The organism is Acinetobacter gandensis (genome assembly GCF_001678755.1).
GTDB lineage: Bacteria > Pseudomonadota > Gammaproteobacteria > Pseudomonadales > Moraxellaceae > Acinetobacter > Acinetobacter gandensis.
The window spans coordinates 89,313-104,271 of record NZ_LZDS01000023.1; the positions used below are offsets into that span (position 1 = coordinate 89,313).

At 37.7% G+C, this 14,959-nt stretch carries 13 protein-coding genes and 1 pseudogene; 5 read left to right on the plus strand and 9 right to left on the minus strand.

From position 1 onward, the window contains the following. Positions 1–82 precede the first annotated feature (82 nt). The 8 genes and pseudogenes from A9J31_RS07570 to A9J31_RS07605 all read right to left on the minus strand — a co-directional run. Positions 83–367, minus strand: a pseudogene (locus A9J31_RS07570) (putative type VI secretion system effector); the annotation flags it as partial. Next, complete coding sequence (locus tag A9J31_RS07575) at positions 367–1,128, minus strand: putative type VI secretion system effector (RefSeq protein ID WP_067763570.1); 762 nt, start codon at positions 1,126–1,128, stop codon at positions 367–369. The gene A9J31_RS07575 and the pseudogene A9J31_RS07570, both read right to left, overlap by 1 nt. Beyond that, a complete protein-coding gene (locus A9J31_RS07580; RefSeq protein WP_067763573.1) occupies positions 1,128–1,886 on the minus strand; it encodes a putative type VI secretion system effector in 759 nt (252 codons plus the stop codon). Before A9J31_RS07580 ends, A9J31_RS07575 begins: the two co-directional genes overlap by 1 nt. A gap of 2 nt (positions 1,887–1,888) precedes the next feature. Beyond that, positions 1,889–4,741, minus strand: coding sequence for a T6SS effector BTH_I2691 family protein (locus A9J31_RS15845; protein WP_245668213.1), 2,853 nt, complete (start codon positions 4,739–4,741; stop codon positions 1,889–1,891). Continuing rightward, positions 4,734–5,690, minus strand: coding sequence for a hypothetical protein (locus A9J31_RS07590; RefSeq protein WP_067763576.1), 957 nt, complete (start codon positions 5,688–5,690; stop codon positions 4,734–4,736). The genes A9J31_RS15845 and A9J31_RS07590 overlap by 8 nt, the downstream gene beginning before the upstream one ends. Further along, the gene (locus tag A9J31_RS07595) at positions 5,687–8,302 is read right to left on the minus strand and encodes a type VI secretion system Vgr family protein (protein ID WP_067763578.1); all 2,616 of its coding nucleotides are present in this window, start codon (positions 8,300–8,302) and stop codon (positions 5,687–5,689) included. The genes A9J31_RS07590 and A9J31_RS07595 overlap by 4 nt, the downstream gene beginning before the upstream one ends. A gap of 233 nt (positions 8,303–8,535) precedes the next feature. Continuing rightward, a complete protein-coding gene (locus tag A9J31_RS07600; RefSeq protein WP_067763582.1) occupies positions 8,536–10,350 on the minus strand; it encodes a tetratricopeptide repeat protein in 1,815 nt (604 codons plus the stop codon). Positions 10,351–10,465: 115 nt separating this feature from the next. Next, complete coding sequence (locus A9J31_RS07605) at positions 10,466–11,236, minus strand: tRNA threonylcarbamoyladenosine dehydratase (RefSeq protein ID WP_067763585.1); 771 nt, start codon at positions 11,234–11,236, stop codon at positions 10,466–10,468. A gap of 197 nt (positions 11,237–11,433) precedes the next feature. Between A9J31_RS07605 and A9J31_RS07610 the strand changes: the two genes are divergently transcribed. Further along, entirely contained in the window at positions 11,434–11,874 is a 441-nt protein-coding gene (locus A9J31_RS07610; protein ID WP_067763588.1) for a GNAT family N-acetyltransferase, read from the plus strand. Between the two features lie 55 nt (positions 11,875–11,929). On the opposite strand, the gene orn is transcribed toward A9J31_RS07610, so the two are convergent. Further along, positions 11,930–12,487, minus strand: a complete 558-nt coding sequence (orn, locus tag A9J31_RS07615; protein WP_067763591.1) for an oligoribonuclease — start codon at positions 12,485–12,487, stop codon at positions 11,930–11,932. Between the two features lie 124 nt (positions 12,488–12,611). Here orn and rsgA point away from each other — a divergent pair, with 124 nt between their 5' ends. The 4 genes from rsgA to secB all read left to right on the plus strand — a co-directional run bounded on the left by rsgA (position 12,612) and on the right by secB (position 14,948). Then, the gene (gene rsgA / locus A9J31_RS07620) at positions 12,612–13,670 is read left to right on the plus strand and encodes a ribosome small subunit-dependent GTPase A (protein WP_067763594.1); all 1,059 of its coding nucleotides are present in this window, start codon (positions 12,612–12,614) and stop codon (positions 13,668–13,670) included. A gap of 94 nt (positions 13,671–13,764) precedes the next feature. After that, entirely contained in the window at positions 13,765–14,172 is a 408-nt protein-coding gene (locus tag A9J31_RS07625; protein WP_067763597.1) for a rhodanese-like domain-containing protein, read from the plus strand. Between the two features lie 22 nt (positions 14,173–14,194). Next, positions 14,195–14,449: a glutaredoxin 3 gene (gene grxC, locus A9J31_RS07630; RefSeq protein ID WP_067763600.1), complete on the plus strand. Its 255-nt coding sequence runs from the start codon at positions 14,195–14,197 to the stop codon at positions 14,447–14,449. 40 nt (positions 14,450–14,489) lie between these two features. Next, the gene (secB, locus tag A9J31_RS07635) at positions 14,490–14,948 is read left to right on the plus strand and encodes a protein-export chaperone SecB (RefSeq protein ID WP_067763603.1); all 459 of its coding nucleotides are present in this window, start codon (positions 14,490–14,492) and stop codon (positions 14,946–14,948) included. Positions 14,949–14,959: the final 11 nt, after the last annotated feature.

Consider the following 14,959-nt stretch of genomic DNA (forward strand, 5'->3'; position numbering starts at 1 on the left):
ACATTTAAAAAAAGAAAAATAAAATATTTATTATTATAATTATATCGCTGAAAAAGCCTTTACAGATAGGTTTGTGCAACAAAGCCATACAAATGACATATTCATTTGCTGCTAACAATGCACGGTGAAACTGACCTACACAGACTTTGCCTTCTATGTTCATCACCACAGTTTGTATATGTAAACGACTCTGTGTGGCTAAAAAAACCGTTTGTGCACCCAATGAAACACTACCAGCCACTGTACTTAAAATCGCTGAAGACTTGATTAAGTTATCCCCTGCTCCCCCCAAAGTATTTAACACACCATTATGGATTTCTAGCGCTTCAATACGACCTTCAAATTTCACCAAATCATATAAATACATTAATTATTCTTTTCTTGTTCTGCTATATAAACTTCAGGATATGGGTCATCATCAATCGCTCTACGGTATTCATAAACCGATTCTAATATTAATTTTGCATTATCATCTTGATGTCGAGCCGTCAGCAAATAAATCTCTTCTGGATTTTTAAACCCATACATTTTAAAAACTTGTTCTGACTTTTGATTCATATGGCGTAATGAGTTAAATGCATTTTTAACAATAAACATAAAAATAAAATATGTGATAAAACAGACTATTGTTAAAATTAGAAACATCTCCTTAGTTAATTCACCAGTAAATATAAATAGTAAAAACATACAAACTATACTAATCATGTACCAGACTCTCCCACCCTTCATCATTGACTTATATGCAGGTTTATCGGCTGCACCCATTCCGACTTGCATATGCAATAACCCCGTTTTTGGACTAAGTACTGAAGATAACTCATATATATTCGGTGCAATTTGTCGAGCAATACAAATGACATATTCACCTGTTTCAAACAGACCGCGGTGAAACTGACCCACACAGGCTTTGCCCTCTATGCTCATCACCACGGTTTGGATATGTAAACGGCTCTGTGTGGCTAAAAAAACTGTTTGTGCACCCAATGAAACACTACCAGCCACTGTACTTAAAATCGCTGAAGACTTGATTAAGTTATCCCCAGCCCCCCCCAAAGTATTTAACACACCATTATGGATTTCTAGCGCTTCAATACGACCTTCAAATTTCACCAAATCATATAAATACATTAATTATTCTTTTCTTGTTCTGCTATATAAACTTCAGGATATGGATCATAATCAATCGCATTACGGTATTCATAAACTGATTCTAATATTAATTTTGCATTATCATCTTGATGTCGAGCCGTCAGTAAATAAATCTCTTCTGGATTTTTAAACCCGTACATCTTAAAAACTTGTTCTGACTTTTCATTCATATGGCGTAATGAGTTAAATGCATTTTTAACAATAAACATAAAAATAAAATAAAATAAAAATAAACAGCCTCCCCAAAGCAATAAATTGTCTATTGAATAATCATTAGGCACAATAATCCAAACAATAACTATTACTACAAAGCCAATTGCATACCAAACTCTCCCACCTTTCATCATTGACTTATATGCAGGTTTATCGGCTGCACCCATTCCGACTTGCATATGCAATAAACCTGTTTTTGGACTAAGTACTGAATATAATTCATATACATTGGGTTCAATTTGCTTAGCAATACAAATGACATATTCATTTGCTGCTAACAATGCACGGTGAAACTGCCCCACACAAACTTTGCCACCTATGTTCATCACCACAGTTTGGATATGTAAACGGCTTTGCGTGGCTAAAAAAACCGTTTGTGCCCCCAATGAAACACTACCCGCAACTGTACTTAAAATCGCTGAAGACTTAATGAGATGATCTCCTGCCCCTCCCAAAGTATTTAACACACCATTATGGATTTCCAACGCTTCAATACGACCTTCAAACTTCACCCAATCATACATATTCAAACACTCACTACCGCTTTTACAAACTCTTGATACTCTTCATCTTCATTTTTAAAAGGCGTCTCTTGACTATTTGCTTTCCTAAAAGGTGTTTTTTGACACCAATCTTCAAATGCATTATCTAGTACATAGTTTTTTAGACCATACTCTAAACCCACCAATAAAACTGAAAATACAGTCAAACTTGCTACTACACGTGCTCCAGCAAGCGCAGCAACAACAGCATTTGAAGAAAATCTTAGCGCTGCCCGATTCAATATACCCTTTCCAATATATGGAGCAACTGAGCTTACCAACACTCCAGCTTGCCCTACAGTTAAAAATAAGCTCGCAATCCAGCGTAAACTCATCAATATTATCAAGGTTTTCGAATTACTTTCTTTAATATTTTTTCCATCAACATACAAACCAATAGCTCCCCCTATTGTTCCCAACATCCCAGCAAAAATTCTAAAGGCTGTCGCAGAAGAGGCAACGGCTTTGCCTTGAGTATGGAAATTTTCACCCATAGCCTCAAATGCAACAGCAAGTAAAGACATCGAAGAACCAACCAATTGCGCTGCAATTTCTGGTTTATTTTCAACATCTTTTTGCCAAGCACCGTATTGAAAATAAAAATTCAACATCTCAAAAATACCGACAATTGCCAATATACGATTCTTCGTTATCTGTGATGAAGATTTCACCGCTAAATTGACTTTTGTTCGAATATCGACAGCAGCAGCCACTGAAAAATTCTGATTTCCAGCAACTACTGCTCTTGCCGCAGAGTTAAATTGAACATTATAAAACAACTGCGTAATTGGAATGTGTTTTGCAAGTGGACCTGACTTTAAATACAATAGTCGAGAAATATGTATTTGACTCCCTTGAATTGCTATTGCATTAATTTGATTGACCTGCACTGTTCTCATTTTCAAATCTGAGAATTGTTTTAATGCAGAGTTCAATGCTAAAGACATCCAATAAAAAAGTTTATCATTAACTTTAAAATCTCTTGCTTGAATATATTTCTTACTTTCAGCCTGACTCAACCATTCATCAAAACCTGCATCTGCAGCAACAAAAGCAGAAAATCCTTGTTTTGTATAGTCCATCATATTTTTTGCGGTATCGTCACTGCTAAAAATTTGATTATAATTCTGTATCAACTTCGCATTATTAAAACAATATGCACGAAGAAACAAATTACTCGTTTCTACTGTTTTCTTTAATAACCAAGAGTTTATAAGCTCTTTTCCCTTATCTAAAAAAGTAATCCCATACATTAGATCCATAACGACAGCATGAAAGATAAAACCATTGCTTCCTTCAGGCAACTTGCCACTTTCTAGTACTTCACTCGTATCAAAATATACCAATCCATTTAATAAATTTTGTGAAGTTAACCATTTATAATGATCATCAAAGTAGCTAATTGCATTGTTATATCCTTTTTTCGACTCACTATCGACTTGACTATTAAAATGATCAATTGCGGTTAAATCTAATTGATCTTGGCATTTCTTCCATGCTACTTCTCCCTTAGCAATACCTTTTTTAACAATAACACCTTGCTCACCTTCTTGATTTTTCTCAGAATTATCTGAAGTACCAAGATTTTCTTTTCTTTTTTGTTCTGTTTCTGCAATTTGTTTTTCTAAGAGCTTAACCGTTTCCCAATCTTTATTCCGTCTAGCCGCTTCTAATCGATCTTTTCTGCGCTTATCCAATGCGCTATATTTCTCAATATCCTGCGTTCTTTGAATAAATTCTTTTGTCCTTATACCAATATAGTTTTCTTGAACAGTCTTTTGAATATTTTCTATTAAATTAATAGTTTGCATTCTATGGTGGTTAGAAATACCATTTTTCTTTGTGTTAAGAAAAGTATTTAAATCTGCAAATGCTTTTCTATTTCTAGCTTCGTTAAGCTTAGCGGTAATTCCTATTGCATCATAAAGTGCAATTGCACAATATTCTTTAGGCTTCGCTTTAAATTCTCTATTAATTGCCGCCCATCTTCCAGCTCCAAAGCTGTTCTCACCAATATGTACTTTATTTAAAGTTTGTGAAGATAAACAATGTTGTTGTGTTAAATTACCTCCTTTCCAGCCTTTAATATCAATTTTTTGCCAATAACCCTTTCCTACATACGAGTCTGCATTATTCTCAAATTCTAAACGTTTTTTTGCGGTCAACGGAGCATGCGTGTAAATAATATAAGTACTATCCACATCATTAGGTGTAATCTCTGGAACAGTAATCAATGAAGCTTTAAATGAATGACCTGATTTTTGACAAGCAAAATTATTCGCTTCTAAGGGTGCTTTTTTTCCAATTATGAATTCTTGATTATAGCCATTTTTTGTAATATAACCCTTCCACTCAGGCTTACCTTTTCTTTTAAAATATAAATATATATAACCATTCTTAATAATAGAAACAGTATATTTGTGATTTGATAATTTTATTCCATCACTTACATTTTTACCTAAATTAGAAGGTAAAGTACTCACCCCCAGAGATGCTACAGAATACCTTAAAGGTAAAAAACTAAATCCACTTTCTCTACAAAAATTTGAACATTCTTTAGCATTTTGCTTAGCTGTAATATTCTGTTTATTACTATGAATTGATTGAATGGGAATCTTAGAGTTTTTACCAGCTTTTTCCACTTCACTTTTCATTTTTTGCGGATCTAATGAAATTTTTTTTGGTTCTAATGAATTTGGACTACCTAAGCCATATCCTTTTAAGTTTTTCTTCCATTCCTCACTCGTAGCTTTGTTAATTTGTGCTTGTGAACCTTTTAGCATAGGTAGCTTAGAATTTGTAATATTAACGGTTGAATTTTTTTTATCATTACCCATGAGTAATACTCTCTAAATCATTTAAATCATTTTTTATTAACACCCATTGATCTTTATGAAGAAAATTCATAGCTTCATTAAAATCGTATTCATTTTCTGTCTTATTCCAATATTGTTCTAGAATATTTTCAACTTGAGGGTGAATAAAAAAATGTCGACCTAATATTTCAGCGTATAAACCATAACTCAAAAGATCAGAATATTTATGAACTTCGTATTCTTCATGTGCGACAAATAAGTTTAATAATATATTCTTCGGATTTAATTTATCTCGATCTATTTCATCATATTCAAATGCCGATCTAAACACCAAATTACTAATTTCTATTAAATCTAAAGCTAGAGATTGATCATGTGATAATTTATTAATTTTTCGGGATATAAATTTTTTATCTTGTTTTTTTTCCCAGCTAAAATATCCAATAGGATGTACAAAATTCCATATCTCAAATAATCCTAGTAAACTATTCAATTCCATTTCATTAAATATTTGATCCAAATAGTTTAATACTCTAGGATCATACCAACGGAATAAGATTTTTGAATTTAGATCTTGAACAACTACACTACTTTTGAATTTTTCATTGATTATGTTATTTTCAAGTACACTTGTGCCAAATCCATGTACTAAATATTTATCATTTTGAACTTCAAAATTATTGGAAATTTTTTTAGCGATTTCTTTCCCAACTTTTTCTAGTACGTCTTTCTTTTTTATTTCCAAAAAAAATAAGTTAGTATTCTTTGGCTTATTGCCCTGAGCTAAAGGCAAATAAATGATATTCTCTTCTTTTAAACAGCTTTTTAACTCACTAAAGCTATCAGCCTCTAAAGTTTCATCAAGTAAAACCAATAATCGACCAGTTCGATCAAGAAGAGCACTCATATCTTCAAAGATTTTATCTGTAGAGTAATTTTTAATTTCATTGACCAAATAAAAACTACTCATAAAATCACCTTGGCAGAACCCAACTCTGCAGCTTGACCTTGCTTCGCTGAGCAATCTGGTAAATTTAAAGCTGGTGGATTTACTGATGTCGGCGAAGTAAACTTATGCTGTCCCGCTTTCGCCTCAAACTTCCCACCCGTAGTCGGAAACACGCCCGAACCATTCAGTTTGATCTGCGATCCCCCCGCAGTTAAATTAATCTCTTTAGGGCTGGTGATATAAACCGTATCTTCGGTTGAAATAATCTGAATGCCCTTACGTGCAATTAGATCGAGTCCATCACCTTGTGCCTGAATTTCAACTTTCCCTTTCCCAGCAAATGCTCTCAATCCTTCTTGCGCTGCAAATAAACTGATTTTTTTGCCTGCATGACCAACTAATGATTTTTGTGTTGAAATATTGATACTCTCTCCCGCAGTTTGGCTAATCTGGCCATTTGCGGAAATATGTACATCTTCATTGGAACTCATCGTAATCGAATTTGGCGCAGCTAATACCATTACGGCCGACTTAAACTCAGCAGCTTTTTGCTGATCATCCTGAGTTAATATCTCAATAAAGGCTTGAAGACTCTCCAATACTTCAAGTGGGTCGGTCTGTTGGTTTTTCGCTACATCACTCAGCCCTTTAGCATTATTCAATGCACTTTCGATTTGAGTATGGGCTTCATTGCTCGCTAAATGTACCCCACCTGCCTGTGCTTGCTGATGTGTCGACACCAATAAACCTTGTCCAGCTCGTACCGCCCCCCATTGATCGGTCCGCAGTTCAAAGCCTTCACCCCGACTTTCACTCTCGGCCTTTTCTTTAGGATGGCTTAAATTACCTAAGTTTAACTGTGTCACACCGTGACTGCTTTGCAGTTGGGTGGATATTTGTCCTGTAGTGTCATCAAAGCGTAATTGACCAAAGCCTTCACCCCCGACTTCTTTAGAACGAATCCCTGCTAGCTTTTTGGTATCTGGTAATTGTCCTTTATTATCAAATTTAGTAGGACTACGCTGCGCTTCATGAATACGACCCACGACAAAAGGTCGGTCAATGTTTCCATCAAAGAAATCAACGACAACTATTTCACCAATTCGAGGTAAGAAACGTGCGCCATAACCTTCGCCGGCCCAAGGCGTCAGCACATCAACCCAAGCCGAGTCTGTGTCATTATTATTCGCACCTGCACCGCCATCATGGCCATGATCATCGGAACGGGTAAATAGGAAACGGACTTTTATCCGCCCCCATTCATCAACATGAATTTCTTCACCAGCAGGACCCACAACTTTGGCACGCTGTGGATGTGTTACTGGTCTATGTGTAAGCGGATTAAATTCAGGGACGGTCGTAATATTGCGACGTTGTAAAGCTAAGGTATTGGCTTGGCGTTCATCCGCATCGCTTTGTTTGACTTGCCACTGACTTTGATGGATCAGTTGTGTAACTTGTTCGGTTAAGTCTTTGGGTAAATTATTTTGGTTATAAAAAGACTTGGATAAAATCAAAAATTCTTGATCGGCACCCCGATGCTGTTCAATCTCTGGATGCTCATCCAATTTGAACCAGTAACCAACCTGCGTATCACGTACAGTACTTTTGGCAATAAATTGTTTGGCTTGAGCCGCATAATAATCACTAAAATTTTGATTGAGACGTTCAACTTGAGCACTATTAGAGGCAGTTGCAGCATCTTCACCATTCAGATCTTGCATCCATGCGGGGCTCACATGCCATGCCTGCTCTAAGCTTAAGCTCGCATTATCTTGATTATTACTATGTAGATGTTTGCTTTGTACTGCACCACCACCCTCGTCCTGTTCAAGCACATCCGCTTGCCACCGCTGCACATGTACCGACGTCGGTTGCAGACTGCGCTGACCGATAAAACTGGTCATACTGTCATTTTTTTCAGTCGCACTACTGCGATGAAAACGGATATTACGTCGCTCCAAAGCTTGATATTGGCTATTTTCATCAATCAAACGTAGCTTTTGAGCTGCTATGGGTGTCGCAGACGATGTTACAAAAGATTGAGCTTCATCAACCAACCAATGAATGCCTTCACTGCGTAGTAAACGGGTAATAAAATCATAGTCGGTTTCATTACTTTGCATCATGAATGGTCGAACGTCATACTCTTTTTTTAAGCCACTTAAGTCCAAACTTAAGCTCGCTGCAAAAAGTGGGCTCTTTTTTTGCCATTCCTTAAAAATAATCTCGACCACATCTTTGACCGATTTATTCATAAACACACGGCTATTACGACGCTTATACCACAATGCCGTTGCATCTTCTAAGGTCAACTTATATAGCGTTAATGCACCATCACTTTGGCCTTGAAATGCTTCTGTAATGATCCCGGTAATACGAAAAAGTTGCCCCGCATCGGTCACCTGATCGATTGCGACTTGCGTGCCAATAAATTGTTTGAGTTCTAAGGTCGCAGAAGTCGATAGACAAATCAGTTGAACATTTAAACCCGTACTAAGCGCATGTTCCCCATCAATGCGTTGTAAAAAGACCTGCTGATTTAAATTAGTATTCGAAAATTGGATATGTAAGGCGCGTCTTTGTGGGTTAATACCCAACTTCTCAAGCGCTGAATAAATATTGCTAAGCATAGTTATTATCGAAAATCAATTTTATATAAAATATGCAGCACATTTAATCAAAAAAACCGATATATGCCTAGATTTCAAACGAAGCCTTTGTTTGGCTTTATGTAAACACTCAAGCCTTTTTTCAGCTAAATATCGTTATTTTTGAGAAACAAGTCTCAAAGTTTAGATCAAATATAGATACATAAAAAACCAATGCCTAAGCATTGGTTAATTAATTATGATACTGATGAATATTAATTATCGCCTAAAAATGCATGGATATTTTCAAGTTGCTCTATGGCATGCACATGTCTTTGTACAGCAGCTTTTTGTAAATATTGCTTTGCGGTATTTAGGTCACGTTCTACACCTTCACCATGTATATACAAACGGCCTAAATGGCTTAATGCATCGGCATTCATTTGTTCAGCAGCTTGTAGATAATAAGCCAGCGCTTTATTTATATCTTTCTTCACACCTAAACCATGCTCATACAGTTGTCCCAATTGAGTCATCGCATCTGCATTATTTTTGTCCACTGCAATATTGAGACATTTCAATGCCATCGATAAATCCTGTGGTATCTGCTTTGCGTCTAAACTTTTTTTCGCTAACGTCGTTAATGCTTGAGCATGTCCTAATTTTGCAGCCTTAGATACTGCAGCTAAGGCCAACCCTGCATCTGCTGTAATCTCATTTAAAGTATTTTCAGTGTATAAGCGATATAAATACCATGCAGCATGCGCTGAGCCCTGTTCAACAGATTTATTTAAATAACTCAAAGCCTTGTCACGGTTTGGCAAAGGATATTCTGCTGTACTGTACAAACGACCAATCACATAGTTTTGATCTGCGACACACTGCATCGGCGTATTCAAATATTCCTCTGCAGCTTGCCCCATTAACTTTTGCGCTTGCGACATATGTTGCGCATGGCCAATACCTTGCAAATAACACATTGCAAGCCCCATTTGATTAAAAAAATTAGGCTGTAGTTGATATGCCATTTTATATAATTCAAATGCTTTTGCAGGATCATCACTGACTAAATACTTTTCAAAATACAAAGCTGCAATCACCGTAATCGCCATCGCATCTTTTTGCCGCGCAGCTTCAGATAAAAAACTAAACCCCAATTTTTCCTGTTTTTCTAAATGCCATCCATGAAAATGGGCAAGACCCAAAACTCGGTTCGCTGCTGCAATTTTTTGCTCACGTGCTTGATTTAATAAATCATGATACACCCGCTGACGCTGATCAATATCAATTTTCCCCATCAATACGGCTTGGTAATATTCATACAAATCCTGCTTATCTCCCAACAATAAGCAGCGCTTAAGATAGTGCAGTGCTTTTTCTTGATTACTTGGAAAATATTGATCCGATTCGTAGATTTGTTTTAGCAATTGATTGGCAGCTAAATGATCTTGTGCAGCGGCCTCAAATAGATAACCTAAACCCAAACTCAAATTGGGTTCTGTCAAATTCAGATAGTACTGAGCCAATTGATACTGTGAATTGGCATGTCCTTGTGCTGCATTTTTTTCTAATAATTTAAATTGTTGTTGCTCTGTTTGGGTTTGATCGTCTGGGTTTAATTCTGCCAAACGATATTGCGCCTCGAGATGACCACGCGCCACCGCATGTCGATACCAATATACTGCCTTTTCAGCGTCAGCATTTGCACCAAATTTTGCTTCCGCCATTTGACCTAAATAATAAGCAGCTTCATCACTGCCTAATTGGAAGGCTTTTTCTAACAGGCTGGTTGCATGCTCAACACTCGCTTCCCGACCTAAGCCTTTTAATTGCATCAATCCCATGGCCACATAGGCTTGTGGTATTTCATGTTGCTTGGCCATGTTTTGATACAACTCATAGGCACGCAGATAATCAGGCTGTACATCTGTGGTTAAACGCTCAGCAAACTTCAGCTGCGCATCCAATTGTTCTAGCCACAAATCATGCCCAACTGCTTTGGCTTGATCACGTTTTACTGGATCTGGTCTTTTCCACATCCAAAACGCCAATGTCAATATCCCCAAAATTAGTATCAGTAAAAACCACATACTTGCCCCAAAAATAATATTTTTTAATTATTCCAACATTGTGTCTGATTTTAATTCTATATACAAAAAAAGCACCGCTTTCGGTGCTTTAATTTTTTTCAAAATGCGATAGCAGTCATGCTTTTACACGTTTTACGTCTAATTTTTTCAAAACCTCTGCCACAGCAACCATTGCAAAGCTCGATGTGACCACAACTGCCGAGCCATAACCACCACAGCGCAGTCCTGCACTTGGACATACATCAGCACTAGAAAATGGATTATCAATTGAATATACACAGGTAATGCCAAATTTTTCTTTGGGCTTTTTACAAATGCCTTTACCACGTAACTGTGTACGCAACTTTGCTAACATCGGGTCTTGCTCAGTTTTAGATAAATCCGCCACACGAATTTTTAATGGATCGAGTTTACCGCCTGCACCACCCGAGACAATCAACGGAATTTTATTAAAACGACAATGTAACATGAGGGCGAATTTCGCTTTCACGTCATCAATACAATCTAAAATTAAATCGGGATTGCCGGCTAATATTTCTTTCACATTTTCAGGTGTTAAGTAATCATCAATTAAATTGAGTTTAATCCGTGGGTTAATCGAACGACAGCGTTCAGCCATTACTTCAATTTTTTCATGCCCTAAGGTTGAACTCATAGCGGGTAATTGACGGTTAATATTTGATGCTGCGACCACATCCATATCGACCAAAGTCAGTTCACCAATACCTGTACGTGCCAAAGCCTCAACTGCCCAAGACCCAACACCACCGATCCCAATCACCATGACATGACTTTTTTCATAGTGATGAAAACTTTCATCACTATATATTTTGGCTACGCCAGTAAAACGGCGGTCATATTCATCATCTTGGAGCAGTTCAGTCATAGGTATGGAGGCAGTGTTAAATCAGCCGCCATTTTAGCAAATTCACTGCTATTTTTGTTTGATAAAACTCAATTCAGAATACACATAAATCGCGCGGCTGTTACATCTGTGCTAAATCCCAAAAATAAATATTTACAGCGAATGGAGATCTGCTTTAAAAATATAACCATAGATCAAAAGCTCAAGTGTGTATTGCCATGGACATCCATCCTCTGCCAAATAATTTAAAAATTACCGATGACAAAAATGAAATAGATTTAGATACAGTGCACCGCTTTTTAAGTGATACCTATTGGTCAAAAGATATTCCTAAACATGTGGTGAAAAAAGCGATTGAAAATTCTTTGGCTGTGGCTCTACTTCTCGATGATGAACTCATTGGTTTTGGTCGTGCCATAACGGATTATGCAACTTTTGCCTATTTAGCAGATATTTATGTAGCAGATAAGCATCGAGGCCAAGATTATTCAAAATTGATTGTGAGTACTCTATTTGAAAAATGTGGCTCTGCAAATTTGAGACGCATGCTGCTTGCAACGGCAGATGCACATGGTTTATATCGTCAATTTGGCTTTACTGATTTGGCTCAACCTGCGAATTTCCTTGAGATTCATCAAGCCAACGTCTATCAACGGTAGTGCAAACGCTTCGGATAAAAAAAAGAGGCTTTCACCTCTTTTTTATGTCACAACCTTAGTCTTTATTCATAATAAAGAAATACTCACGATAGTATTTGAGTTCTGCAATCGAGTCACGAATATCATCCATCGCCAAATGCGACGCATTTTTCTTTAAGCCACCCATGATCTCTGGGCGCCAGCGTTTCGCCAATTCTTTCACTGACGACACATCAAGGTTACGGTAGTGGAAGTATTGTTCCATTTCAGGCATTAAACGATGTAAGAAGCGGCGGTCTTGGCAAATCGAGTTACCACACATTGGTGAAGATTTTGGATTTACCCATTTTTTAAGGAATTCTAAAGTTTGTTGTTCAGCATCTTGTGCCGTCAATTTACTGCGACGAACACGCTCAATTAAGCCAGATTGACCATGTTGACGAGTATTCCACTCATCCATTGCATTGAGCACGCGATCTGATTGATGAACGGCTAACACAGGCCCTTCCGCCAGAATATTCAGGTTATCGTCCGTCACAATTGTAGCAACTTCAATAATCTGGTCGTTATCTGTATCGAGACCTGTCATTTCAAGGTCAATCCAAATCAGGCGAGTATCAGGTGTGCTGCTCATAAATGTGCAATCTTATTAGGCTATAAAAGTGAACATAGTAGCAAATTTATTGGGCTTGCGCTGTAATTAGACCCCGCTTCATGCTATTTTTGCCATCTAGTTTTCGTGGTTTTTTAGGATATGAATGGCTTTAATTCGTAAGCGTCGACTGACTGAACAACAGCAACGACGCATTCAGAAACAGCATAAATCCCGTCAAGAAGAAATTGACACGTCTTCCGATTTGGAAGGTTTAGTCGTACAACATTATGGACGACAACTTGAAGTCCAAGCCTTGTCTACGCCTGAAATTCATCCTGAAAAACCTGTGGTACAAGCTGGTGAACCTGAACCACATTGGAAACCAATCGAATTAGGCAGCATCTGGCGCTGTCATACCCGTACCAATCTAGAATTATTGGTTACAGGTGACCGTGTTAAATGGCAAGCAGATCCTATTACCGGCTTGGGTATTATTACCGCAATTCATCCGCGTCAATCTTTACTCACACGCCCTGACCGTTACCACAAAGTAAAACCTGTGGCGGCCAATGTCAGTTTAATTGTAATTGTCTTTGCGCCCTTGCCTGAACCAGCCCCAGGTTTAATTGATCGCTACTTGGTGGCATGTGCAGATGCAGATATTCCTGCTCTATTGGTCATGAATAAGTCAGACTTATTAAAAGACAACGATCCTATTCTAAGTTTGTTAGATGAATACCGAAATTTGGGTTATGAAGTTTTACAAACACAGTCGGATGGCGATTTAACGGAATTATCAAGCCGACTTTCTGGTGAAACTGTGGCTTTTGTTGGTCAATCCGGTGTCGGTAAAAGTACCCTGATCAATGCTATCGTGCCTGAAGCTGCACAAAAGACCAATATCATTTCTGAAAACTCAGCGCTTGGTCAACACACCACAACATCAACCCGTTTGATTGCATTTGGAGAAGGGTCTGCCTTAATTGACTCTCCAGGAATCCGTGAGTTTGGCTTATGGCATTTAGAACTCGACAAGGTTCAACAGGGTTTTCCAGAAATTGAATCGCATTTGGGCTATTGTCAGTTCCGTAACTGTACACATAAACATGAAAAACAATGTGCGCTTCGTATTGCTGCACAAAATGGTGAAATTTTGCCGCGTCGTTTAGAAAGTTATTTACGTCTAATTGACGAAATCACTGAAGCGCAGCAAAAAAATTAATTTTTATTCTGCTATAGCCCTTGAAGGGGTGATTTTGATCACCATATTTATGAGCTATACTCTTGGCAATTTTTAAATTGTAATTAGGTGAATTGTGGAACGTTGGTTCGAGTTTATGGGGAATCACCCCTTCTTATTTGGAACATTGGCTGTCTTGGTCGTATTGTTCTTTATTCTGGAAGGCCAGCGTAATGGTCGCAAAATTTCACCACAGTCTTTGGGTATTTTAGTTAAAGCTAAAAATGCACAATTGATTGACTTGCGTGATGCGAAAGATTTCCGCGAAGGTCATATTAGCGGTAGCCGTAATATTCCATATAGCCAAATTACAAAAAATATTGAAGAGTTAAAGACTTCTGACCGTCCATTGGTGTTCATTTGTAACTTAGGTCAAGTTGCAGGTACTGCACTTCAACAAGTCGGTCATGCTGACGCTTACCGTCTTGACGGTGGTATTAGCAACTGGAAAGCTCAAGGCCTTCCATTGGTTAAAAGCAAATAATAACGCTTCTTAGGAGATTAACATGGCTGAAGTTACGATTTATTCAACAACTGTATGTCCTTACTGCATTCGTGCTAAACAGCTCCTAGAGCGTAAAGGCGTGGCTTATAAAGAAATTAATTTATCAAATGAAGCGCCTGAAGTACGAGTTGAATTGATGCAACGCACCAACCACCGTACAGTTCCACAAATTTTTATTAAAGATCAGTTTATTGGCGGTTTTGACCAACTTTATGCTTTAGAGCGTGAAGGCAAACTCGACGATATGCTGGCTTAATTAAAAACATAAATCGTCACCTCATATTAAGGAATAAACAATGAGTGAAGAACAACAAGCTCAACCACAATTGGCATTAGAGCGTATTTATACTAAAGATATTTCTTTCGAAGTACCTGGGGCTCAAGTATTTACTAAAGAATGGCAACCTGAGCTAAATATCAACCTTTCTTCTTCTGCAGAAAAAGTTGATCCAACACACTTTGAAGTTGCTTTAAAAGTTGTGGTACAAGCAAACAACGGTGGCGATACAGCATTTATCGTTGACGTAACTCAAGCAGGTATTTTCCTGATTGATAGCGTTGAAGAAGAACGCCTACCGTACATTCTTGGCGCTTACTGCCCGAACATTTTGTTCCCATTCCTTCGTGAAGCGGTGAACGACATGGTAACTAAAGGCAGCTTCCCTCAATTGTTGCTTACACCAATTAACTTCGATGCTGAATTCGAAGCAAATTTGCAACGTGCTCAAGCCGCTGCAGCTGAAGGTCAAGCTTAATCGCTTCACCT